Origin of the sequence: Sphingomonas sp. UBA978, assembly GCF_002292295.1 — a bacterium.
GTDB lineage: Bacteria > Pseudomonadota > Alphaproteobacteria > Sphingomonadales > Sphingomonadaceae > Sphingomonas.
This window is the reverse complement of record NZ_DBBS01000003.1, coordinates 103598-129264: the sequence shown is the minus strand read 5'-3', so window position 1 is coordinate 129264 and position 25667 is coordinate 103598. Positions and strand designations below refer to the sequence as shown.

The following is a 25667-nucleotide window of genomic DNA, read 5'->3' as shown; positions in this document are numbered from 1 at the left end:
TGGCTGAACATCACAGTTGCCCCCAGCCTTTGGGGGAAACGGCATGAGTTGTGGCGAACGATCCAGGCCGTCACCGCGACAGGTCGATCGACCGCAGGGGACACACCTCTGCGTCCTCCGCGCCTCTGCGCGAACCCAAATCGCCTGCGCCCCGAAACCGACCGACGATCGCGCCCGCCGGGCGTCAGCGGCTTAGCGTGACCGGGCCGACGATCCCCGACGGCTGTCCGGGCTCCGGCCGTACGATCAGCACGACCGTCCGCTCGCCCGCGCCGGGCGGCAGCGCGGCCTCGAGCGGTCCCGTCGTCGCCGCGGCCTTGTCGGCGAGCCGGCGGCCGTCGACCCAGAGTTCGGCTCGGCCCGCGATCCCGGCAAAGGCGATGCGTCCACCATGCGCCGCCATCGCCCGCACCGGCGTCACGCGTGCGCGATAGAGTTGCCAGCCGGCGGCCGGTTCGGCGGGGGTCGGGGTACCGCTGCGCACGAACGCCCAGCTGTTGTTGTCGCCATCCGCCGGTGCCAGCGCCGGGTCGGGACGGGCCGGCAGCAGCGGCGAGCGGCGCCAGCCGTCGATCGTCCGCGGCGCATTTGCGGGCGCGATCTGCGGCGCGGCAATCCGTGCGATCCGGTCGATGCGCAATGTCGCCGCGGTGAGGCCCGGCGCGCTCGCCCGCAGCATGATGGTACCGCGCGCCGCCGCATCCGCCTGGACGATGACCTGCGCGAGGCCGTTGAACAGCGACCGGGCGTTGCCCTTTTCGGGTTCGTGGCTGTTGGGATCGCCGTTGCCGAGGCCGATGATGGTGGCCCCGGCGATCGCGAAGCGCACCGGCAGGTTCGCGGTCGGCACGTGGCGCCCGCGCGCGTCGATCGCGTCGACGGTGACCGGCTGCACGTCCTCGCCGTCCCCCGCCATCACCCGCCGCGCCGGCGTCAGCCGCAGCGCGACCGGCGGCCCGGCGGTCTCATGCCCCGCCCGCGCCACCACGCGCCCGCCGCGATAGGCGATCACCTCCAGCGTTCCCGGGGCATAGGGCACGGTGAAGCCGTTGCCCATCAGCCGGTCGACCGCCGCCTCGCCGACGATGCGGCCATTCAGCGTCAGCACGATTCGCTCGGCGTTGCTGGTGACCAGCACCGGGATCGGCTGCCCCTCCCGCCCCGGCCACGTCCAGTGCGGGGCGATGCCGACCACCGCCGCATCGTCGATCCAGCCGGCCCGGTGGATGTCGTAAGCGGTCTTGCGGAACCCGCAGAGGTCGAGGATGCCGAAGAAGCTGGAGATCGTCGGCCAGGCGTGCGGTGTCGGTTCGCCGTGATAGTCGAAGCCGGTCCAGACGAAGCCGCCGGCGACGAAGGGGCGTTTGGCGATCTTCGCCCAGCCGTTGCGATGCGTCTCGCCCCAGCCCGCCGCCTCGTCGTCCATCGACGAGATGACGTGCGCTGCGGCATCCGTCGCATAGGCGCCGCGCGTCATGAACGCGCTGGTATCCTCCGAACTGGTGATCGGCTTGGCCGGGTTGAGGGCGTGGAATTTGTCGTAATCGCCCGGGTAATAGTTGAACCCGACGACATCGACGACGCTCGAGACGTTGGCGGGGTTGAAGAACGATCCGTTCATCGCCGCGGTCACCGGGCGGCTGTCGTCGAGCCGCTTCACCGCCGCCGCCATCCGCCGCACCATCTGCACGCCGGCCGCGGTGCCCTGCATCGGTTCCTCGTTGAACACCGACCAGAGGATGACGCTGGCATGGTTGCGGTCGCGCCGCACCAGCCATTCGAGCTGCGCCATATAATCGGGCGCCGGATTGAAATTGCGGTTCTCGTCCATGACGAGGAAGCCCATCCGGTCGCACAGGTCGAGGAAGGCGGTGGCGGGGGCGTTGTGCGAACAGCGGATCGCGTTGCAGCCCAGCTCCTTCAGTCGCTCCAGCCGCCATTCGAGCAACGCATCCGGCACTGCGGTGCCGACACCGGCATGGTCGAGGTGCAGGCACACGCCCTTCAGCTTCACCGGCCGGTCGTTGACGAACAGCCCCTGCGCGGGATCGAAGCGGATGGTGCGGAAGCCGACGGGCACGCGGCGCGCATCGACCGCCGCGCCATCGCGCTCCAGCGTCACCGCGACGGTGTAGAGCGTCGGCGTCTCGACCGACCATAGCGTCGGGGCCGGCACCGGGATCGACAGCGTGAGGTCCGCCTGTTCGAGCGGCGCGACGGTCACGGGCGAGGAACGGACGGTCGCGATGCTGCGCCCGGCGGGGTCGATCAGGCTGGCGACGGCGACGACGCTGGCCGGCACCGTCTCGATCGACCGTGCGGTGACCGTGACGGGCACCGTCCACGCGCCGTCCGCCAGCCGCGGGTCGCAATGCACGCCGTCGGTGAGGATCGCGACGGGCGCGCGCTTCGCCAGCCAGGCGTGGCGATACAGGCCGGCGCCCTCGTACCACCAGCCCTCCATCGCGTCGGCATCGACGCGGATCGCGATCACGTTGCTCCGCTCGCCGAAGCGCGCGAAGGGCGTGATGTCGATATAGACGCTGTTATAGCCCGACCAATTGTGCGCGACGATGCTGCCGTTGACCCAGATCGTCGCGTTGGTGGCGATCCCGTCGAGCTGCACCTCCAGATACCGGCCCTCGTCTACGGGATCGAGGCGGAAGGTGCGGCGATACCAGCCGATGCCGCGCGGGCGATAGCCCTGCGACGGATTGGCAGTCTCGACGAAAGGCTGGAAGCTCGCCCAGTCGTGCGGCAGCGTCACCGGCGACCAGTCGCTGTCGTCGTGATCCATCGCCGCCGCGCCCTTGGCGTTACCGGCCTTGGCGCGGATGTAGGTTTCCTCGTGCGTCGTCGCCGGCGGCACCGGGATGTCGCCTTCGTGGAACAGCCAGCCGTGATCGAAGCCGATCCGTGACGGATCGACGACCGGCAGCGGCAGCGGCAACGCGTCCCCCGGCTGCGGCATCGGCAGCGCATTGTAGCGCGCCGGCGTCGCCGCCAGCGCCGCGCCACCCGGCAAGGCAACCGCCAGTCCGGCACCGGCGGACCCCAGAAGCTGCCGCCGGTCGATCGTCATGCCGGCAGGCCGCCGATCCAGGTCGCGACCGGCGCCATCGCGGCGGTCAGTTGCACCCAGTCGGCGCGCAGGCCGACCGCGAGCGTGCCCCGCTCCGCCTCCAGCCCAAGGAACGCCGCGGGATTGCCCGCCGCCAGCCGCGCCGCCACCGCCGGCTCCAGTCCGAGCATGCCCATCGCATTGGCGACCGCCGCCGCCATGTCGAGATCCGATCCCGCCAGCGTGCCGTCCTCGTAGGAACAGATGCCGTCGCGGACGCGGATCTGCCGCCCCTGCAGCACGAAATCCTTGGTTTCGGCGCCGACCGACGACATCGCGTCGGTGACCAGCATCATCCGCTCGATCCCGCGTGCGCGCAGCGCGATGCGCAGCACCGCGGGCGCGACATGGACACCGTCGACGATCAGGCCGCACCACGGCCGCGGATCGTCGAGCGCCGCGCCGACGAGGCCGGGGGTGCGCTGCACCATCGGCGGCATCGCGTTGAACAGATGCGTGATCCCGCACAGCCCCGCATCGAACGCCGCCAGCGCGGTGTCGTACGGCGCCTCGCTATGCCCGGCGCTGACCCGCACGCCGGCCTGGGCAAGGCGGGCGATATCGTCGATATGCGCCAGCTCGGGCGCCAGCGTCACCATCACCCGGCCGCGCCGTGGCTGCGACAGCAGCGCGACCATCGCATCGTCGAGCAGACGGAAGCGCCCGGCATCGTGGATGCCCTTGCGCGCGACGTTGAGGAACGGCCCCTCGATATGCACGCCGACGACGCCCGGCACGCCCGCCTCGATCGCCGCGTCGACCGCGTCCAGCGCCGCCGCGATCCGGTCGGGCGAATCGCTGATGAGCGTAGGCAGCAGCGCGGTCGTGCCGTAGCGCGCATGCGCCGCGGTGATCGCGGCGATGCCGTCGACGCTGGTCGCGTCGTTGAACAGCACGCCTCCGCCGCCGTTGACCTGCGTGTCGATGAAGCCGGGCATCACCCAGCCGCCGTCGAGGTCGATGCCGTCGGCGGCATCGCCGTCCAGCGGGCGGATGCTGGCGATCCGGGTGCCGGTGACGACGATCTCCGCCCCACGCCAGACCTCGCCGGCCACGACGACGTGGCCGTTGGTGAACCGATGCGCCTCACTCATAGCGTGCGCGTCACCTTGGCGAGATGGGGCGGCGTATCGGGATCGAGCCCGCGCCGCCGCGACAGCGCCTCGGCGAGGCCGTAGAAGCTCGCCAGCATCAGGATCGGCTGCACCGCCGGGTGCGCGTCGAGCGCCGGCAGGATCGCGCGCGCATCGCCGGCATGCGCCGCGAGCACCGTCGCGCCACGCCCGGAAAAGGTTTCGACCACCGCCATCACGTCGTCGCCCGCGGCATCGCTGGTCGCCAGCGCCAGCACCGGAAAGCCCTCGCCGACGATCGCCATCGGGCCGTGGCGCACTTCGGCGGCGCTGAACGGTTCGGCCTGGACCTGGCACGTCTCTTTGAGCTTGAGCGCGCATTCCTGCGCGACGCCGAAGCCATAGCCGCGACCGATCACGAACATCTGGCTCGCCCCGGCGAGCGGCTCGACGCCGGCGCTCCAGTCGAGCCCGACCGCCTCGTCCAGCTGCGCCGGCAGCGCCGCGACCGCCGCCTGCAACGCCGCATCGCCCGACCAGGCCGCGACGATCGCCGCCAGCCCCGCCATCGCCGCGATGCACGACTTGGTCGCCGCGACCGACTTTTCCGGCCCCGCGCTCAGCGCCAGCAGCGTGTCCGCCATGGCGGCGAGCGGCGAGGTTTCGTCATTGACCAGCGCCACCACCTCGGCGCCGCCCTTCGCATGCGCCTCGACCGTGGCGAGCAGGTCCGGGCTGCGACCCGATTGCGAGATGGCGATGCACAGCGCGCGCCGCGTCGTCACCGGCGCGTCGAACAGCGACACCACCGACGGCGCGGCGGAGGCGACCGGCACGCCGACCATCGTCTCGATCAGATATTTGCCGTACATCGCGGCATGGTCGGACGATCCGCGCGCGCAGGTGACGACGACGTCGGGCGCCGCGCTGCGCAGCCGTTCGCCGAGCGCCTGCAAAGCCGCGCCGTTGCGCGCCAGCAGGCGTGCGACGGTCGCCCCCGCCTCCAGCGTTTCGGCCCGCATCAACGTATCGGTCGTCATATCGCTCGTCACAAATCGCGCCCCCCAGGCGGTGTCAGGTGTCCGCGAGCTCGGCCACGAAATCGTAGCTGTCGCCGCGGTAATAGGATCGGGTGAATTCGACGGCACGGCCGTCGCGCAGGAAGCCGCGCCGCTCGATCAGCAGCCCGGGCGAGCCGGGATCGACCCCCAGCATCCGCGCATGGTCGCCGCCGAACGGCACCGCGCGCAGCCGCTGCAAAGCGCGCACCGGGCGATGCCCGGCGGCGGTCAGCGCGGTATACAGCGAGGTGTCGACCGCATCGAGCGACGGCAGGCAGAAGCCCGCGATCGTCGACAGTTCGAGCGCCATCGGCACCTCGTCGGCGAAGCGCAGCCGCTGGAACCGATAGACCGGCGCGCTCGGCGACAGCGCCAGCGCCATCGATTCCTCCGGGCTGACCGTCCCCTCCGCGCGCGAGATCCAGGCGCTGCTCGGCACCCGGCCGCGGGCGATCATGTCCTCGGTAAACGACGACAGCTTGCTGAAATTCTTTTCGACGCGCCCCGCGACGAAGGTGCCGGCCCCGCGCCGACGGGTCAGCAACCCCTCCTCGACCAGCCCCTCGATCGCCTTGCGCACGGTGATGCGCGAGACGCCATAGTCGATCGCCAGATCGCGTTCGGCGGGAATCGCGTCGCCGCGCGTAATGACCTCACCACCGATCGCATCGCGGATGAGTTGTTGCAGTTGCAGATAGAGCGGCGAGGGATTGTCGGTGCGGAAACGCCCTACCCTGCTCACGAAACTCATCATCGACTCCTTCTTCCACAAACCGTTGCGACCTTCGGTGCCACGGTCCGCGGAGCAGCGCCAGCGGCGCCTTGATCTACAATTGTCCTAGATTGGACTTGTGGTCAATTACCCCGCGCAATTCTCGTACCAACGCCGCGCTCGTCCGGCGCGGCAATGGTCCGAAGCCGAACCGGTCCTCCACACCCCCCGCGGCCGGCACGCTGGCCGAGCCGTGCACCGCCGGGACTCGCGTCGCCGCGATCAATGCCGCGACGTTATCCGGACGGACGCCGGCACCCGCGATCACCGCGCAACGCCCGTCCGCGCGCTCGACCATGCGCGCGATCGTCGCCGCGCCCTCCGCGGCGCTGCGCGCCCCGCCCGAGGTGAGGATATGGTCGAACCCCAGCGCCACCGCCTGCTCCACCGCCGCGACGGGATCGTCGACGACGTCGATCGCCCGGTGGAGCGTCAGCACCGGGCGATCCGGCCCGAGCGCGGCGATCCAGTCCGCCAGACCGGCCACATCCAGCGCGCCGCCGGCCGTCGCGCCGAACACCAGCCCCTGCACCCCCGCCGCGGCCAGCGCCTGCGCCTCCGCCACCGCCAGCGCCCATGTCTCGGCGTCATGGTCGAACCCGCCCGGGCGGGGGCGGACCATCGCATGGACGGGGATGCCCGCCGGCCGCGCGTGCGCCAGCACCGCCGCGACCAGCCCGGCGGAGGGCGTCAGGCCGCCCATCGCCAGCGTCGCGCACAATTCGATCCGGTCGCATCCACCCGCGATCGCCGCCGCGGCGCCGGCCGGCGACTCGACGCAGATCTCCAGTGTCACGCGACGGTCATGATTCGTTCGATTGGCCATCAATGGCGCGCGAACCCCCTTCTGCTATCCGTTTCGATCGCCGGAACGGCGCTCCACGACACAAACCTACCCCGTGAAACCGCAGTGGTTCCATGAAAAATCGATTGTGACAAATTTTTTATAGGTCATTGGGTATGAATTGGTTATAGTAAAACTATCGGCAGCAATACGAGATCCATTCAGGGTCCGTCGCTCCGGTCTGTCGCCGGCTTCGCGGCAGCTTCGGGTTGGGGGGAGCATGCGACCGGGCGTGTTCCGAAAAAGGAATATCCTATGCGCTTGCGCCACGTGATCCTCGTCAGCACCGCCCTCGCGGGCTTCGCCGGTAGCGCTAACGCGCAGGAAGCGCCGACCGCCACCGCCCCGTCCGGCACCGCGACCGCACAGGACGCGACCGAGACGGGCGACGACATCCTCGTCACCGGCTATCGCGGCTCGCTGCGCGAGGCGATCAACGTCAAGCGCAACGCCAATGCCGTCGTCGACGTCATCACCGCCGAGGACGTCGGCAAGTTCCCCGACCGCAACGTCGCCGAATCGCTGTCGCACATCCCGGGCGTCAGCATCGACCGTCGCTTCGGCGAGGGCGAGAAGGTCGCGATCCTCGGCACCGACCCGGCGCTCAACCGCATGCTGCTCGACGGCCACGCGCTCGCCTCGGCCGACTGGGGCGGCAACGACAACGATCCGTCCAGCCGTACCTTCAACTATTCGCTGCTCGCGCCCGAACTGGTCGACCGCCTCGAGGTGTACAAGTCGCCCGAGCCGCGCATCGAGGAAGGCAGCCTCGGCGGCACCGTGATCGTGCGCACCCGTCGCCCGCTCGACCTGCCCGCCAATTCGATCTTCGCCTCGGGCGGCTATTCGTACAACGACCGGTCGGAGAAGGGCAACGTCCGCGGTTCGGGCCTGTACAGCTGGAAGAACGCCGACGAGACCTTCGGCGTCCTCGTCGCCGCCACCTATGACAAGCAGAACCTGACCCGCGCCGGCGTCGAATTCTTCGGCTACGACAATGTCGCGCCGAACGCGGACGGCACCTATAACAGCCCGTTCGTCAACCGCGCCGCCAACGGCGCGCTTAGCCTCAAGAACCCGGCCGCGACGATCACCGGCGGCACGATCGCCGACCTGTACCGGGCGGCCTCGCCGTTCGGCATCAACTACGCCTATTTCCAGCAGCAGCGCGAGCGCAAGAGCGTGTCGGGCACGGTGCAGTTCCGCCCGACCAGCGAGCTGACCTTCACGCTCAACGGCCTGCACATCGACGGCAACTACAACAACTACAGCCAGTCGATGTACACCATCCCCGGCGCCTGGACCGGCAGCGTGCTGCAGTCCGCGACGGTCAGCAACGGCGTCGTCACCGCCGCCTCCTTCGGCACGGCGCCCAGCCAGAGCGCGCAGCTCGACACGCTGGTCCGCCGCACCAAGCTGAAGACCGACAACGTCAACCTGTTCGCCGACTGGGAAGGCGACAATGGCGCCAAGGTGGCGTTTGCCGGCGGCTGGTCGAAGGCGACCGGCGGCCGCAACCCCGAATATCTGTTCAACGTGCAGACCCGCCTGCCGTTCAGCTATGCCTTCACCGGCAATTCGGCCGAGGTGAACTTCACCGGCGACCTGACCAACCCCGCAAACTACTTCACCAACCCGAACAACAATCCGGCGCAGATCGAAGGGCGCCCGGTCGTCATCAACGGCACGCAGCTCAACGCCGCGCAGATCGGCGGCCTCGACTATAGCGTCACCACCGACCGCGACGTCTTCGGCGGCTATGATGCGACGATCCCGGTCGACTTCGGTCCGTTCAAGGAAATCCTGCTCGGCAGCCGCGTCACCGATCACGAAAATCGCGTCGATGCCCGCGGCATCAACACCTATCTGACCCGTTCGCTCAACGGATCGCAGCTGGGCGTCACCACGCTGACCACGCCGGACGGCACGTTCGACGGCAGCGGCGGCAGCGGCAACGCCACCAAGTACCTCAACCTGCCCGACCAGGCGGTGATCGACATCCTCGCCAATGCGATCAACAGCCCGCTGGTCACCAAGATCGGCGCCTCGACCAAGGTGCGCGAGACGGTGGCGGCAAGCTACGTCCAGGCGAACTTCGACCAGGGCGGCCTGCGCGGCAACATCGGCGGACGTCTGGTCTACACGCGCGACGTGTCGAACTTCGCGACCACGCCCAGCGCCGTCGCCAATCCGCAGCCGGTGCCGACCCGCACCTCGACCGATTACCTGAAGTTCCTGCCCAGCCTGAACATCGCCTATACGATCGCTCCGCAGTTCATCGTCCGCGGTGCGGTGGCCAAGGTGATCTCGCGTCCGCGCTATCAGGATCTGGCGGCGGCGACGTCGCTCAACGACATCACGCTCGACGGCGGCGGCGGCAACCCGAACCTGAAGCCGTACGAATCGACCAACTACGAACTGACCGCGGAATGGTATCCGCGCGGCGGCACGTTGCTGGCGGTCGAACTGTTCCGTCGCGACATCAAGAACTACATCATCAACTTCCGTCAGAACGTCGACTATTTCAACGCGCTGCAGAACCGGATCACGACGTACAACGTCAGCCAGCCGGTCAACGGCGCCAAGGCGAAGGTCAACGGCGTGCTGGTGTCGGGCCAGGCGGAAATCTGGGGCGGGTTCGGCCTGCAGGCGAACTATTCGTACCAGGACAGCGACACCTCGTCGGTCGACGTCAGCGGCGCGGCGCTCAACCTGCCGTATCTGTCGAAGCATACCGTCAACGTGATCCCCTATTTCGAGAGCGGGCCGTTCCAGGCGCGACTGAGCTACAATTACCGTACCGCCTATTTCCGCACGATCGGCCGTCTCGGCTCGCGCGAGATGGTGGCGCCGTACAACCAGCTCGACGCATCGGCCTCGCTGGCGATCACCAAGGGCATCATCCTCAGCGTCAACGCGCAGAACCTGCTGGACGAGACCTACCTCCAGTATAACGCCACCAAGGATCGTCCGACCGCCTTCTACAAGAACGGCCGTACCTTCTCGGCGGCGCTGTCGTTCCGCATGTAGTCCCGCCGTCGTCGTCCCGGACCCGGTCCGGGCGACGCCGCGCATACCCGGCGGGCTCGCCCGCCGGCCGGTTCCCCGATGGACGCATCCTCCCCTGATCCGCGTCCCGGCCCTCGGCCCCGGCAGCCCCCATCGCGGCGCCGGGGTCTTTTTTTGTGCATCGGGCATGGACGTCGCCGGATCGCTCCTGCAAGATACCTTCAATACCAAAACAGAACCAAGGGGCTGTCATGACGCAGAACGCCGGTATCGCGACCATCGTCGGGGGAGCGGCGCTCGCCCTGCTCGCGCCCACCGCCGCACCGGCGCAGGACGCGCTGCCGCTGCTTCCCCTGCCCCAGTCGGTCACGCGCGCCGCAGGCAGCTTCACCGTCCGCGACGGCGCGGGGATCGCCGCCACGGATGCCGGCGCCACCGCCGCGGCCCGCCTGCTCGCCGCCCACGTCAAGGCCGAACGCGGCCTCGCCCTCATTCCCGGTACGACCGGCGCGATCCGCTTCGTCCGCGACGCCGCGGTTGCCGGCGACGAGGCCTATCGGCTTTCGGTGACGCCGCAGGGCATCACCATCGCCGCCTCGGGCGACCGCGGCCTCGTCCATGGCGCGATGACGCTGGCGCAATTGCTCAGCCCCGACGCCGCCTTCGGCAAGCCGGTCGCGGTGCCGGCGCTGTCCATCACCGACGCGCCGCGCTTCGCCTGGCGCGGGCTGATGATCGATCCTGCGCGCCATTTCCTCCCCATGCCGGCGCTGCGTGCGATCGTCGACCAGATGGCATCGGTGAAGCTCAACACGCTCCACCTCCACCTCACCGACGATCAGGGCTGGCGGGTCGAGATCCGCAAGTATCCGAAGCTGACCAGCGTCGGCGGCTGGCGCGTGCCGCCCTGGACCGGCGGCGCGCAACCGACCGAGAAGGTCGGCGGCTTCTACACCCAGACCGAGCTGAAGGACCTCGTCGCCTATGCCGGGGAGCGCGGCATCACGATCGTGCCGGAGATCGACCTGCCCGGCCATGCGCAGGCGCTGGTCGCCGCCTATCCCGAACTCGGCATCCTCGGCGACGCGCCCGCGGTCAGCAACAATTGGGGCATCATGCCCTATCTGTTCAATCCAGGGCCGAAGGGCATCGCCTTCGTCAAGGACGTGCTCGACGAGCTGATGCAGGTCTTTCCCGGCACCTATATCCACCTCGGCGGCGACGAGGCGGTCAAGGACCAGTGGCAGCGCAGTCCCGAGGTGCAGGCGCAGATGAAGGCGCTCGGCATCAAGGACGAGAACGGCCTGCAAAGCTGGATGATCGATCAGTTCGGCACCTACCTGCAATCGAAGGGCCGGCGCCTGATCGGCTGGGACGAGATTCTCGAGGGCGGCCTGCCCGCCTCCGCCTCGATCATGTCGTGGCGCGGCGAACAGGGCGCGGTCGACGCCGCCAATCAGGGACACGACGTCGTGCTGTCGCCCGGCACGCCGCTGTACCTCAATTATTCGCAGAGCCGCCTCGCCGACGAACCGCCCGGCCGCTTCGCGCCGATGACGCTGGAGATGGTCTATCGCTACGATCCGATGCCGGCGGGCATTCCGGCGGACAAGGCCAAGCACGTGCTCGGCGCGCAGGGCAATCTGTGGAGCGAATATATCGTCACCCCTTATCAGCTCCAGCATCTGATCTTCCCGCGCGCGGGCGCGGTGGCGGAGATCAGCTGGTCGCCGAAGGACAAGCGCGATTTCGCCGGCTTCCTGCCGCGGGTCCAGCGCCAGGGCGACCGCTGGAGCCGTGGCGGCATGCACGTCGCCGACAGCGCCTTCGCGGTCGATATGCAGGTCGACGGCACCCGCGGCGATGCGCTGCGCCGCAACCGCGTGCCGCTGACGCTGGCGACGCAGGTTCCCTATGGCACGATCCGCTACACGACCGACGGCAGCACGCCGACCGCGACGTCGCGCGCCTATGCCGGGCCGCTGTCGCTGACGCCGGGCACCACCGTCCGCGCCGCCGCCTTCGACGCGCGCGGCAGCGCGACCGCCGCGGTGCGCAGCTTCGACACGTCGCGCGCCGCCCTGCTCGCGCGCACCAGCTCGGACATGGCCGCCTGCCCCGCCGGCGACCTCGGCCTGCGCGTGCCGCTGACGTCGGAATCGCGCGAGAATGCGCCGGCGTTCAACATCAACCTGTTCGACACCTGCACGCTCTACCCCGACGCGCCGCTCGACGTCGCCCGCGGCTATACCGTCGATGTCGCCCGCCTCGCCCGCCATTACGGCCTCGCGCACGAGGCGCGGATGGTGAAGGAGCATTACAACGTCTCCGATCACGGCGAATTGCTCGTCCAGGTCGGCTGCATCGCCGCCGCCAAGGCGCGCGCCGCGGGCGACAAGACCGCCCGGCCGATCGCGGCGGGCGCCTTCCCGCTGCCCGATCCGCGCACCGCGCCGCAGCGCTTCACCTTCCGCGGCAATCTGCCGGCGATCGCGGGCGACCGGGACGTCTGCTTCCAATTCACCTCGCCGATCAAGGACCCCTTCTACACGGTCGAACGCGTCCAGCTGACGGAGGCGGGACGATGAGGTACGCGTTCGCGCTCGCGCTCCTGCTGTCGGCCGCACCGCTGGCGGCACGCGACACGCTTCCGCTCGACAAGGACTGGCAGGTCCGGCTCGATCCCGCCGACACCGCCGCGACCAGGGCACATCCGCGCGAGGCGGCATGGTTTCCGGCGCAGGTGCCCGGCAGCATCCAGCAGGACCTGATCCGCGCGAAACGCGTCCCCGATCCGTTCATCGGCACCAACGAGGGCGCGATCCAGTGGGCGGGCCTGTCGGCATGGCAGTTCCGCACGATGCTGACCGTCACCCCGGCGATGCTCGCGCACGGACACCTCGATCTCGTGTTCGACGGGCTCGACACGTTCGCGACCGTCACCGTCAACGGCCGGCCGCTGCTCACGGCGGACAACGCCCACCGCCGCTGGCGCGCCGATGCGAAGCCGCTGCTGCGCGCCGGCCGCAACGAGGTGCTGGTAAGCATCGCCTCGCCCATCCGGACGCTCCAACCGATGGTGCTCAAGGACCCGCACCCGCTGCCCGGCGAATATGACAGCGCGTTCGGCGACGAGCCCAAGGGCGTCCAGACCAGCCCCTATATCCGCAAGCCGAAGTACCAGTACGGCTGGGACTGGGGCCCGCGCATCGTCACCACCGGCCTGTGGCGCCCCGCCCGGCTGGAGGCGTGGGACGAGGCGCGGCTCGATCGGGTCCGCATCGCGCAGGACGCGCTGTCGGATGCCGAGGCACGGCTGACCGCGCATGCGACGATCGTCGCGGACGTGACGAAGAGCGTGACGCTGACCGCCACCGTCACCGCCCCCGACGGCAGCCGCCAGACGGTCGAGCGCACCGTCACGCTCGCGCCCGGCAGCAACCCGGTGACGATTCCGCTGACGATCGCGAAGCCGCAGCGCTGGCAGCCGGTCGGCTATGGCGCGCAGCCGCTCTATACGGTGGCGACGACGCTGGACGGCGACACCCAGACGCGCAGCATCGGCCTGCGCACGGTCACGCTCGACCGCAAAGATGGCGCGTTCGGACTGATCGTCAACGGCCTGCCGATCTTCGCCAAGGGCGCGAACGTCATCCCGTTCGACAGCTTCCCCGCCCGCGTCGACCCCGCCGAGCCCGAAAGCCTGCTCAAGGCGGCGCGCGACGCCAACATGAACATGGTCCGCATCTGGGGCGGCGGCTACTATCTGGACGACGCCTTCTACGCCGCCGCCGACCGGATGGGGCTGATGGTGTGGCAGGACTTCATGTTCGGCGGATCGGTGACCCCGCCCGACGCCGCGTTCCGCGCCAGCGTCGCCGCGGAGGCGGACGAGCAGGTCGCGCGGATCGGCGACCATCCCTCGGTCGTCATCTGGGCGGGCAACAACGAAGTGCTGTCCGGCTGGGAAAACTGGTCCGACCGCAAGGCTTATAAGAAGGCGATCGGCGCGGACGAGCAGGAACGGATCGGCACCGGCATGGCGGTGCTGTTCGACCGCGTCCTGCGCGGCGCGGTTTCCGCCAACAGCCCCGGCACGCCCTATATGCCGGGGTCGCCCTCGACCGATTACGAAGGCCCGGTCGATACCGACGCCAACGGCGACCGCCATTTCTGGGACGTCTGGTCGGGCAGCAAGCCGGTCGAGAATTACCTCGATTCCTGCCCGCGCTTCATGAGCGAATATGGCTTTCAGGCGATGCCGACGATGGCCACGATCCGCGGCTTCGCGGGCAAGGGCACGCTCGACCCCGACAGCCCGGTGATGAAGGCGCACCAGAAGTTCCTCGCCGGCGAGGGCAACGCCCGGTTGCGCCTCTATCTCGACCAGCGGCTGCGGCCGGCGAAGGACTTCGCCGACTTCGTCTATCTGACGCAGGTCAATCAGGCGCAGGCGATCGGCCTCGCGGCGCGCCACCACCGCGCCTGCCGCCCGGTGACGATGGGGTCGCTGTTCTGGCAGCTGAACGACGTCTGGCCCGCGATCAGCTGGTCGAGCATCGACCATCTCGGCCAGTGGAAGCTGCTGCACCATGAGGCGAAGCGCGCCTTCGCCCCGCAGGCGATCGTCGCCGAGCATCGCGCGGGCGCGACGCGGATCGCGCTGGTGTCCGACGCGACAACGCCGGTCGCGGCGCAATGGCGGGTGACGGTGCGCGCCATGACCGGTGCGACGCTCGGCACGCGCACCGCGGACGCGACCCTCGCCCCGCTCAGCGCGACCACGGTCGCGACCCTGCCCGACGCGGACCTGTTCGGCACGGCCGATCCCGCACAAAGCTATGCGGTCGCCGAGCTGCTGGTCGACGGCCGCACCGTCAGCCGCACGCTGGTCGAACGGCTGGTGCCGAAGGACATGGCCTATCCCGACCCCGGCCTGACGCTCCGCCGCACCGGCGACACGGCGACGATCACCGCGAGGAACCTCGCGCGCGCGGTGATGATCGACATGGGCGACACGCCGGGTCAGGCGAGCGACAGCGGCTTCGACCTGCTGCCCGGCGAAAGCGTCACGGTGACGCTGGCCGGCAAGCAGACCCCGGTCCTGCGGACGCTGGCGCGATGATCGCCGCCGCCCTCGTTACTTCCCCGGCGGAGGCCGGGGTCCAGCCGGGCGACCGCAGTCATCTGCCGATGGTGGTTCTCCGACCGGACCCTTGCTTCGACCGGGATGGTAACGGGTCATATTCACGCGAAGACGCGAAGACGCGACGAAGGGGGATTCGCGCGGAGACGCGGAGACGCGGAGGGGATGCGCGCGAGACGCCCGACACATGTCCCAACGCCAGTAAGAAAGCCTGCGGCAGCTTCAAAGATCCTCGTCAGATGCCACGACGCTCGCCCCGATCCGCGCCGTCTTCTCTCCGCGTCTCCGCGTCTCCGCGCGACCAAAACCTTCTCCCTTCGCGCCTTCGCGTCTTCGCGCGCACCCCAACATCGGGACCGACAGCATGATCCCCGCCCTCCTCCTGCTCGCACAGGCCGCCGACCCGGTCGCGACCGCGATCGCCGCGATGACGCCCGAGCAAAAGGCCGCGCAGCTCCAGAGCACCGCACCCGCCGACGCCAAAGCCGGCCTGCCCGCCTATGACTGGTGGAACGAGGGGCTGCACGGCCTCGCGCGCAACGGCCATGCCACCGTCTTTCCGCAGGCGATCGGCCTTGCCGCAACCTGGGACACCGACCTCGTCGAACGCGTCGGCACGGTGGTGTCGACCGAGGCACGCGCGAAGTTCAACGCGCAGCACGCGGCCGCCGATCGCCGCATCTATCAGGGCCTCACCATCTGGTCGCCCAACATCAACATCTTCCGCGATCCGCGCTGGGGTCGCGGGCAGGAAACCTATGGCGAGGACCCGTATCTGACGGGCAAGCTCGGCGTCGCCTTCGTCCACGGGCTGCAGGGCCCCGACCCGCGCCACCCGCGCGTCATCGCCACGCCCAAGCATCTCGCCGTCCACAGCGGACCCGAGGCGGGCCGCGACGGGTTCGACGTCGATCCCTCCCCGCGCGACATGGAGGCGACCTACCTCCCCGCCTTCCGCCGCGTGGTGACCGAGGGCAAGGCGCTGTCGCTGATGTGCGCGTACAACAGCATCCACGGCGTCCCCGCCTGCGCTTCGTCGCCGCTGATGAACGACCGTATCCGCCGCGACTGGGGTTTCACCGGCTTCACCGTGTCGGATTGCGACGCGGTGTCGAACGTCCACGCCTTCCACCATTACCGGCTCGATGCCGCCGGCGCCGCCGCGGCGTCGGTCCGGGGCGGCACCGACCTCAATTGCGGCACCGCCTATGCCGCGCTGCCGCAGGCCATGGCGCAGGGCCTCGTCAGCCAGGCGGAGGTCGACACCGCGCTCGCCCGCGCGCTGCGGGCGCGACAGGCGCTCGGCATCGCCTTCGGCGCGACCAGCCCGTGGTCGCGGATCGGGCCGACCGAGGTCGCCACCCCGGCGCATCGCGCGCTGGCGCTCGACGCCGCGCGCAAATCGATCGTGCTGCTCAAGAACGACGCCGACCGGCTGCCGCTGACGCCCGGCGCGCGCATCGCCGTCATCGGCGCCGATGCCGACGACCTCGGCGTGTTGCAGGGCAATTACCACGGCACCGCGATCGTGCCCGTCACCCCGCTCGACGGCATCCGCGCCCGCTTCGGCGCCGCCAACGTCACCTATGCGCAGGGATCGATCCTCGCCGACGGCGCCGCGGTCGTCCTGCCCGAAACCGCGCTGCGCAGCGACGGCAAGCCGGGCCTGCGCGCCACTTATACCGCCGCCGGCAAGACCGTCGTGCGGCAGGATCGCCGGATCGACTTCGACCTCAACCGCGCCAGCCCCGCGCCGGGCCTGCCCGTCACCGGCTATAGCGCGCACTGGACCGGCGAATTCGTCCCCCCCGGTCCCGGCCGCTACCGCCTGATCCTCGACCAGTCGCCCTGCTGGAAGGATTGCACCGTCCACGACCGCGCCCGGCTGACGCTCGGCGGCCGCACGCTGCACGACGGCGACCTGCCAAAGGGCCGCGTCGAGCTGACCGTCGACAGCGACGGCAGCGCGCAGCCGATCGAACTGACGCTCGACCACCGGTCGGAGGACGAGAGCATCCGCCTGTTGTGGATGCCGCCCGCCGAGCCGCTGCTCGCGCAGGCGGTCGCCGCGGTGAAGGACGCCGACGTCGCGGTCGTCGTCGCCGGCCTGTCCCCCGATCTGGAGGGCGAGGCACTGTCGGTGCAGGTCCCCGGCTTCGTCGGCGGCGACCGTACCGACATCGCGCTGCCGCTGGTGCAGCAGCGCCTGCTCGACGCGCTCAAGGCGACGGGCAAGCCGATCGTCCTCGTCCTCACCAGCGGCAGCGCGGTGGCGGTCGATCCGGCATCGGCGGATGCGATCCTCGCCAACTGGTATGCGGGCGAGAGCGGCGGCACCGCGCTGGCCGACGTGCTGGCGGGCGTCGTCAATCCCGCCGGCCGCCTGCCGGTGACGGTCTACCGTTCGACCAACGACCTGCCCGCCTTCGTCGATTACGGGATGAAGGAGCGGACCTACCGTTATTTCACCGGCACGCCCTTGTGGGGGTTCGGCCACGGCCTCAGCTATACCCGCTTCGATTATGCCGCGCCGCGCGGCATGGCGAGCGTCGCGGCCGGCGGCGACCTGCGCGTCACCGCGCGCATCGCCAACGCCGGCGCACGCGACGGCGAAGAAGTGGTGCAGGCCTATCTCGTGCCCCCCGCGACCAAGAGCGGCGGCTTCACCGATCCCGTGCTGCAACGCCAGCTGGTCGGCTTCCGGCGCGTCGCGGTGCAGCGCGGCAAGGCCGCCGACGTCGCCTTCATCCTCGATCCCCGCGCGATGAGCGTCGTCGAGCGCGACGGGCGCCGCCATGTCGCGCCCGGCGCCTATCGGCTGTGGATCGGCGGCGGCCAGCCGGGCGACGGCGCCGGCCAATGGTTCGACTTCGCCGTCACCGGCGCCGACACGGAGCTGCCGAAATGACCCTCGACCGCCGCCGCTTCCTCGCCACCACCGCCGCGATCGCGGCATCGGCCGCGACGCCCGCCTTTGCCGCGCCGGCATTGTCGAGCAAACGCCCCGCGCCGAAGGACCGCCGCTTCGTCAGCGCCGCGGTCGAGCGCGAGATCGCGCGCGTGTCGGCGCAGATCGCCGATCCGAAGCTGCGCTGGATGTTCGGCAATTGCTATCCGAACACGCTCGACACCACCGTGCGGATGAGCACGGTCGGCGGCGCACCCGACGCCTTCGTCATCACCGGCGATATCGAGGCGCTGTGGCTGCGCGACAGTTCGGCGCAGGTGAAGCCCTATCTGCACCTCGCACGGCAGGCGCCCGAATTGCGCACGCTGTTCCGCGGCCTGATCGCGCGACAGGCGCGCTGCATCCTGATCGATCCCTATGCCAACGCCTTCATGCAGGACCCGACGGCGAAATCGAACCTCGAATGGTCGCAGAAGGACGAGACGGAGATGAAGCCCGGCGTCGCCGAGCGGAAGTGGGAGATCGATTCGCTCTGCTACCCCATGCGGCTCGCCCACGGCTATTGGCGCGCGACCGGGGACACGGCGCCCTTCGACGCGACCTGGGCGGAGGCCGCACGCGCCAGCGTCCGCACCTTCCGCGAACAGCAGCGGAAGGAGGGTCCCGGCCCCTACAGCTTCCGCCGTTCCGCCCCGCAGCCGACCGAGACGTTGCTGTGGGGCCATGGCGCGCCGACGCGGCCGGTCGGCCTGATCCATTCCGGCTTCCGCCCCTCGGACGATGCCTGCCTCTACCCGTTCCTGATCCCCAGCAACCTGTTCGCGGTCACCGCGCTGCGCGAACTCGCGCGCGTCGCGGGCGAGGCGCGGGGCGACGCCGCGCTGTCGCAGGACGCCACCGCGCTCGCGGCGGAAGTCGAGGCGGCGCTGAAGGCGCATGGCACGATGCGGCTGCGCGACGGCCGCGAGGTCTGGGCCTATGAGGTCGACGGCTATGGCAATGCCGTCTTCATGGACGACGCCAACGTGCCGTCGCTGTCGGGCCTCGCCTATCTCGGCTGCGTATCGCCCGCCGATCCGCTGTGGCAGGCGACGCAGGCGGCGGCGTGGAGCGATAACAATCCGTGGTTCTTCACGGGCAAGGCCGGCGAGGGGATCGGCGGCCCGCATGTCGGCGCGGGGCAGATCTGGCCGATGTCGCTCATCGTCCGCGCGCTGACCGCGACCGACGACGCGACGATCCGCACCGCCTTGCGCACGCTGCGCGACACCGACGGCGGCACCGGCTTCATCCACGAAAGCTTCGACCGGGACGATCCCGCCACATTCACCCGCGCCTGGTTCGCCTGGGCGAACGGCCTGTTCGGCGAGCTGATCGTCCATCTCGCGCAGACCCGCCCCGCTATCCTGAAGGGAGAGCTATGATAAACCGCCGCACCCTGCTCGCGAGCACCGCCGCCATCGGTCTGCCGATCCCCGCCTTCGCGGCGACGCCGGCCGCGGCCGCCGCCCCCAACCTGTTCATCGGCACCGGCGGCCACGGCCACACCTATCCCGGCGCGACCCTGCCGTTCGGGATGGTGCAGCTCTCGCCCGATACCGACGTCGAACGCTGGGACGCCTGTTCCGGCTATCACCGCACCGACACGTCGATCATGGGGTTCAGCCACACCCATCTCAGCGGCACCGGCATCGGCGACATGCTCGACGTGCTGGTGGTGCCGACGCGCGGCCCGGTCCAGCTGCTGCCCGGCCCGCTCGACGATCCCGACGCGGGCTATCGCCAGCGCTTCTCCGCCGAACATGCCGAGCCCGGCTATTACCGCGTCGCCCTGGAAAGCGGGGTGCGCGCCGAGCTGACCGTCACCGAACGCACCGGCTATCATCGCTACACCTTCCCGGCGGGCGCGGGGCATATCCTCGTCGACCTGTCGCACCTGATCCTCGACAAGAGCGATGCCGCGCCGCTCGTCACCGATGCGACCCTGACGCTTGATCCCGACGGCACGCTGACCGGCGGCCGCACCGTCCACCGCTGGGCGAAGGGGCGGCGCATCCACTTCGCGATGCAGCTGTCGCGCCGGCCCGACCGGATCGTCTTCTACGGCGACGGCGATGCGCCGCAGCCCGCCGGCACGCGCGCCGTCACCGGCAAGCGGCTCAAAGCCTTCCTCCATTACGACGATGCCGGCGCCGCACCGGTCCTGATCCGCTGCGGCATCTCCGCGGTCGATGTCGCCGGCGCACGCGCCAATCTGGCCGCGGAGGCGAAGACGTGGGATTTCGACGCGGTCCGCGGCGCCGCGCGCACCCGCTGGGCGGGCGAACTCGGTGCGGTCGCGGTCGAGGGCGGCACCACCGACCAGCGCACGATCCTGTCCTCCGCGCTCTACCATGCGTTGCTCGCGCCGACGCTCTTCTCCGACACCGACGGCCGCTACGTCGGGCTCGACCGGCAGGTCCATAGCGTGCCCGCCGGCGATGCCGCCTACAGCACGCTGTCGCTGTGGGACACGTATCGCGCGCTCCACCCGCTGCTGACGATCATCGCGCCCGACCGGGTGCGCAGCCTCGTCGCCGATATCGTCCGCCAGACGCAGCAGAGCCCCTATGGCCCGCCGGTCTGGCCGTTGCAGGGGGCCGAGACGGGCTGCATGATCGGCTGGCACGGCGTCTCCGTCCTCGCCGAGGCGCAGGCCAAGGGCATCCCCGCGGACTATGCCGCCGCCTGGCCCGGAATCGCCAAGCGGTCGTTCGACTTCGCCGCGCCCGACCTCGACAACAGCAAGGGCCGCAACCTCTACGACGCGAAGGGCTATGTCCCCGCCGACGCCTGGTTCGAAAGCGTCAGCCGGACGCAGGAATATGCCTATGACGACTGGGCCTCGGCCCATCTCGCCCGCGCCGCGGGCAAGGGCGCGGAGGCCGACCGCCTGCTGAAACGCTCGGGCAACTGGCGCAACGTCATCGACGGCGCGGCCGGCTTCGCCAAACCGAAGTTCGCCGACGGCCGCTGGTGGAGCCCCTACGACCCGATCCAGCTCGGCCATATGCCAAAGCCCTGGTGGCGCGACTATACCGAGGCGAACGGCTGGCAGGCGACCTTCCTCAACCAGCACGACGTCTACGGCCTCATCGCGCACATGGGCGGCGATCGGGCGTTCGAGGCACGGCTGGACGCGCTGTTCACCGCGCCCTCGACGCTCCCCGCCAACGCCCCGCCCGACATCAGCGGGCTGGTCGGCCAATATGCGCACGGCAACGAACCCAACCACCACGTCGCCTATCTCTACGCCTACACCGGCGCGGCGTGGAAGACGCAGGCGATGGTCCGCCGCCTGCTGACCGAGATGTACAAAAACGATCCCGACGGCATCATCGGCAACGACGATTGCGGCCAGATGAGCGCGTGGTTCGTGCTGTCGTCGCTCGGATTCTACCCGGTCGATCCGGTCGAGGCGGTCTATGTGTTCGGATCGCCGCTGTTCGAACGCGCGACGATCGCTTTGCCCGCCGGCCGGCGCCTGACGATCGAGGCCCCCGGCAACCGCGCCGACACGCCCTACGTCCGCAGCGTCCTGCGCAACGGCAAGCCCTGGACGAAGAACTGGATCAGCCACGCCGACCTGATGCGCGGCGGCACCCTCACCTTCACGATGAGCGCGACCCCGGTGAAGAGCTTCGGCGCGGCCAAAGCGGACCGCCCGCCCTCGCACGGCCGCGGCGCGTGACGATCCGCTGCACAGACCCGTCGCACCGGCCCTCACCCGTCCGCGGCTCCGCCGCTCCCTCCCGCATCCGGTCGGCCATGCCCCCGGCATGGCCTGAACAGCACGGGGTGCTGTTCACCGGATGCGCCCGACGGGAGAGGGAGAAGACGCCGAAGGCGGCGCAGGGTGAGGACAGGTCCGTGCCCTCGGCTTTGCCGTCCCCACTATCCCCCCGCCACCGCCGGACGAGCGGACCGCCCGCCCTCGCACGGCCACGGCGCGCGACGATCCGCTGCGCGAACACATCGCACCTGCCCTCCGCCTTGTTGTCACCTTTATCCCCCGGCCGTCGCCGGGCAAGTCGATGGAACCACCGATGACCGACCTCACCCGCCGCACCCTGATCGCCTCCGGCCTCGCCGCCGGCGCCACGCCCGCGCTGGCGATCACGCCGGCCACGCCGCCAAAACCGTGGGGCGCCACCCCCTCGAAGCGCCAGCTCGCCTGGCATATGCGCGAACGCTACGCCTTCGTGCATTTCTCGATCAACACCTTCACCGATCGCGAATGGGGCTATGGCGACGAGAGCCCGACGCTGTTCGACCCCACCGATTTCTCCGCCGACCAGATCGTAGCCGCGGCGAAGGCGGGCGGCATGACCGGCATCGTGCTGACCGCCAAGCATCACGACGGCTTCTGCCTGTGGCCGACGATGCTGACCGACCATTGCATCCGCAACAGCCCGTACAAACAGGGCAAAGGCGATATCGTCCGCGAGATGGAGCAGGCGACGCGCCGCGCCGGCATGGCGTTCGGCCTGTACCTGTCGCCCTGGGACCGCAACCATCCCGAATACGGCCGCCCGGCCTATATCGATTACTATCGCAAGCAGGTGGTCGAGCTCTGCACGCGCTATGGCGAATTGTTCGAATTCTGGTTCGACGGCGCCAATGGCGGCGACGGCTATTATGGCGGCGCGCGCGAGACGCGGACGATCGACGCGCCGAAATATTACGACTGGCCCTCGATCATCGCGCTCGTCCACCAGCATCAGCCGATGGCCTGCACCTTCGATCCGCTCGGCGCGGAGATCCGCTGGGTCGGCAACGAGGACGGCATCGCCGGCGATCCGTGCTGGCCGACGATGCCCGACCATCCCTATGTCCAGTCGGAGGGGAACAGCGGCGTCCGCGGCGCGCCGCTCTGGTGGCCCGCCGAAACCAACACCTCGATCCGCCCCGGCTGGTTCTACCACCCGGACGAGGACGCCAAGGTGAAGAGCCCGGCGCGCCTGATCCGCTTCTTCGACGAATCGGTGGCGCGCGGCACCAACATGCACCTCAACCTGCCGCCCGATCGCCGCGGCCGCATCCCCGATCATGACGTCGCCGTGCTCACAAGCTTCGGTGACGCGATCCGTGCCAGCTTCGCCACCGATCTGGCGCAGGGCGCGGTCGCCAGCGCCACCGCGACGCGCGACGGCGCCAGCACGCCCGCAAAGGTGCTCGACGGCAATCGCGACACCTATTGGTCGACGCCCGACGGCGTCACCACGCCGACGCTGACGCTCGACCTGCCGCCCGACCGCCGCTTCGACCTCATCCGCATCCGCGAATATCTCCCGCTCGGCGTCCGCGTCACCCGCTTCGCGATCGAGGCGGAGGTCGCCGGCCGCTGGCAGCGGCTCGCCGAAAAGGAATGTATCGGTGCGCAACGCATCATCCGCCTCGACGCGCCGGTCGCCGCGCGCCGCATCCGGCTGGTGATCCTCGACGCCCCCGCCTGCCCCGCGATCAGCGAGGTCGCGCTGTTCCGCAGCGTCGCGCCCGTCGCCGTCGCCGCGCCGCGCAGCACCGACGCCGCAATCCTGTCGCCGCGCGACTGGACGGTGGTCGCCGCCAGCGCCCCCGGGGCCGAGGCGCTGCTCGACGGCGACGGTTCGTCGGTGTGGAGCCAGCCCGCGCCGGCCACGACGCCCGCGTCGGTCACGCTCGACCTCGGCAAGGCGCAGACGGTGGCCGGCTTCAGCCTCACGCCATGGCGCCATCCGGATAAGCAAAGCGCCCCGCCGCGCGGCTATCGCGCCGAAACCAGTCTCGACGGCAAGACATGGACGCCGGCCGCAGAAGGCGAGTTCCAGAACATCGCCTATGCGCTGGCGACGCAGCGGATCCCGTTCACCGCACCCCGCCCGATGCGCTACCTGCGCCTGACCTTCGCGGCGACCGCGGTGCCGGCGGCGAAGCTGGCGATCGCCGACATCGGCGCCTTCGTGCGGTGACGCATGCCGCCGTCACCCCGGCAAACCACCGGGGTGACGGCGCGGACGGCTCAGATCCCCTCGGGAAACACGGCGCGCCCGCCTGTCTCCAGCTCGCGCGTCAGGTCGGCGAGGCACCGTTCGACCAGCGCCGCATCCGGGCTGCGTACGACGAAATTCGCGCCCGTCCGCCCTTCGCGGAAGAAGGGGTAGGAGCCGATCGACACGCCCTCGTGGCTCTTCTCGGCATCGCGCAGCAGGTCGGCGACCTCGCTCTCGGCGACCCAGCAGCCGATCGTGCCGGAGACGACCGGGCGTCCGCCCTCCAGCGTGCCGGTCAGCGCGTCGAGCATGCCCGCGGTGATGTGCGGCACCCCCGCCATGATGAAGATGTTGCCGATGCGGATACCCGGCGCGCCCGACACGCGATTGGGGATCAGCCCCGCACCCGCCGGCACCCGCGCCATCCGCGCCCGCGCTTCGGTCAGCCCGCCGCGCGTCGCATAATACCGCTCCAGCACCGCCATCGCCTCGGGATGATGCTCCACTCCGACGCCCAGCGCCGCGGCGATCGCGTCCACGGTGATGTCGTCGTGGGTCGGCCCGATGCCGCCGGTGGTGAACAGATAATCGTTGCGCGCGCGCAGGATGTTGACCGCCTCCGCGATCGCATCGGGACGGTCCGGCACCACCCGCACCTCGGCGAGGCGGATGCCCTGGACGTTGAGCCAGCTCGCAAGCTGCGCGATGTTCTTGTCCTGCGTCCGGCCCGACAGGATCTCGTCGCCGATCACGATCAGCGCGGCGGTCCAGATACGGTCGTGATCGATGCCCTGCTCCATGCCCCTGCCATAGCCTCGCAAAATCGGCGCCGCCATGCTATATCGCCGCCATGACCGAATACGTGACCGTCACCTCAGACGCGCCGGAAGGGCGCACCGGCGCCATCAAGCTGCACGGCCCCGCGGCCTTCGCGGGCATGCACAAGGCCGGCCGGCTCGCCGCCGAGACGCTCGACATGCTGACCCCGCACATGGTGCCGGGCGTCACCACCGCAGAGCTCGACCGGCTGATCTACGACTTCATCACCGCCGCGGGCGGCGTGCCGGCGACGCTCGGCTATCGCGGCTACACCCATTCGACCTGCATCTCGATCAACCATGTCGTCTGCCACGGCATTCCCAGCGAAAAGACGCTGAAGTCGGGCGATATCGTCAATGTCGACGTCACCCCGATCGTCGACGGCTGGCATGGCGATTCGAGCCGCATGTACCTGATCGGCGACGTGCCGCTGAAGGCGCGGCGGCTGGTCGAGGTGACCTATGAATGTCTGATGCTCGGCATCGAGCAGGCGAAGCCCGGCGCGCACATGGGCGACGTCGCCAACGCGATCCAGCGCCACGCCGAAAAGCATCGCTACGGCGTCGTCCGCGATTTCTGCGGCCACGGCCTCGGCCGGCTGTTCCACGACGCGCCGGAGGTCGTCCATGTCGGCAAGCCCGGCACCGGTCCGGAACTGCGCCCCGGCATGATCTTCACGATCGAACCGATGATTAACATCGGCCGCCCCGACGTGAAGCTGCTCGACGACGGCTGGACCGCGGTGACGCGCGACCGCTCGCTGTCGGCGCAGTTCGAACATTCGATCGGCATCACCGACGATGGCGCGGAGATTTTCACGCTCTCCCCCGCGGGTTATCACCAGCCGCCCTATTCGTAAGGGACATTCGGCCGTCGCTGGGGCGTTCACCCCTGCGATACAGC

At 69.9% G+C, this 25667-nt stretch carries 14 protein-coding genes; 8 read left to right on the top strand and 6 right to left on the bottom strand.

What is annotated here, in order from left to right:
* Window positions 1-184 precede the first annotated feature (184 nt).
* The 5 genes from galA to B2515_RS01245 all read right to left on the bottom strand — a co-directional run bounded on the left by galA (window position 185) and on the right by B2515_RS01245 (window position 6823).
* Window positions 185-3082 carry a beta-galactosidase GalA gene (galA, locus tag B2515_RS01265; protein WP_293872774.1) on the bottom strand — a complete coding sequence of 966 codons (2898 nt, stop codon included), beginning with the start codon at window positions 3080-3082 and terminating at the stop codon, window positions 185-187.
* Window positions 3079-4215 (bottom strand): N-acetylglucosamine-6-phosphate deacetylase, encoded by a 1137-nt coding sequence (gene nagA, locus B2515_RS01260; RefSeq protein ID WP_293872773.1) that lies wholly within the window; start codon window positions 4213-4215, stop codon window positions 3079-3081. The genes galA and nagA overlap by 4 nt, the downstream gene beginning before the upstream one ends.
* Window positions 4212-5234, bottom strand: a complete 1023-nt coding sequence (locus B2515_RS01255) for an SIS domain-containing protein (protein ID WP_293872771.1) — start codon at window positions 5232-5234, stop codon at window positions 4212-4214. Before B2515_RS01255 ends, nagA begins: the two co-directional genes overlap by 4 nt.
* Before the next feature lie 34 nt (window positions 5235-5268).
* Window positions 5269-6006 carry a GntR family transcriptional regulator gene (locus B2515_RS01250; RefSeq protein ID WP_293872769.1) on the bottom strand — a complete coding sequence of 246 codons (738 nt, stop codon included), beginning with the start codon at window positions 6004-6006 and terminating at the stop codon, window positions 5269-5271.
* A gap of 76 nt (window positions 6007-6082) precedes the next feature.
* Window positions 6083-6823 carry a copper homeostasis protein CutC gene (locus tag B2515_RS01245; RefSeq protein ID WP_293872767.1) on the bottom strand — a complete coding sequence of 247 codons (741 nt, stop codon included), beginning with the start codon at window positions 6821-6823 and terminating at the stop codon, window positions 6083-6085.
* 303 nt (window positions 6824-7126) lie between these two features.
* Between B2515_RS01245 and B2515_RS01240 the strand changes: the two genes are divergently transcribed.
* The 7 genes from B2515_RS01240 (at window position 7127) to B2515_RS01210 (ending at window position 23924) form a co-directional block, all read left to right on the top strand.
* A complete protein-coding gene (locus tag B2515_RS01240; protein ID WP_293872765.1) occupies window positions 7127-9901 on the top strand; it encodes a TonB-dependent receptor in 2775 nt (924 codons plus the stop codon).
* 230 nt (window positions 9902-10131) lie between these two features.
* Window positions 10132-12468 (top strand): beta-N-acetylhexosaminidase, encoded by a 2337-nt coding sequence (locus tag B2515_RS01235; RefSeq protein ID WP_293872763.1) that lies wholly within the window; start codon window positions 10132-10134, stop codon window positions 12466-12468.
* Window positions 12465-15005 carry a beta-mannosidase gene (locus B2515_RS01230; RefSeq protein WP_293872761.1) on the top strand — a complete coding sequence of 847 codons (2541 nt, stop codon included), beginning with the start codon at window positions 12465-12467 and terminating at the stop codon, window positions 15003-15005. Before B2515_RS01235 ends, B2515_RS01230 begins: the two co-directional genes overlap by 4 nt.
* Before the next feature lie 385 nt (window positions 15006-15390).
* Window positions 15391-17934, top strand: a complete 2544-nt coding sequence (locus tag B2515_RS01225; RefSeq protein WP_293872760.1) for a glycoside hydrolase family 3 C-terminal domain-containing protein — start codon at window positions 15391-15393, stop codon at window positions 17932-17934.
* The gene (locus B2515_RS01220) at window positions 17931-19358 is read left to right on the top strand and encodes a glycoside hydrolase family 125 protein (protein WP_293872759.1); all 1428 of its coding nucleotides are present in this window, start codon (window positions 17931-17933) and stop codon (window positions 19356-19358) included. The genes B2515_RS01225 and B2515_RS01220 overlap by 4 nt, the downstream gene beginning before the upstream one ends.
* On the top strand, window positions 19355-21664 hold the full coding sequence (locus B2515_RS01215; RefSeq protein ID WP_293872758.1) for a GH92 family glycosyl hydrolase: 2310 nt from the start codon (window positions 19355-19357) through the stop codon (window positions 21662-21664). The genes B2515_RS01220 and B2515_RS01215 overlap by 4 nt, the downstream gene beginning before the upstream one ends.
* A gap of 355 nt (window positions 21665-22019) precedes the next feature.
* A complete protein-coding gene (locus B2515_RS01210; RefSeq protein ID WP_293872757.1) occupies window positions 22020-23924 on the top strand; it encodes an alpha-L-fucosidase in 1905 nt (634 codons plus the stop codon).
* A 50-nt stretch (window positions 23925-23974) separates the two neighbouring features.
* On the opposite strand, the gene B2515_RS01205 is transcribed toward B2515_RS01210, so the two are convergent.
* Window positions 23975-24745: a competence/damage-inducible protein A gene (locus B2515_RS01205; RefSeq protein WP_293872756.1), complete on the bottom strand. Its 771-nt coding sequence runs from the start codon at window positions 24743-24745 to the stop codon at window positions 23975-23977.
* Between the two features lie 50 nt (window positions 24746-24795).
* On the opposite strand from B2515_RS01205, the gene map reads away from it, so the two are divergent.
* Window positions 24796-25623 (top strand): type I methionyl aminopeptidase, encoded by an 828-nt coding sequence (gene map, locus B2515_RS01200; protein ID WP_293872755.1) that lies wholly within the window; start codon window positions 24796-24798, stop codon window positions 25621-25623.
* Window positions 25624-25667: the final 44 nt, after the last annotated feature.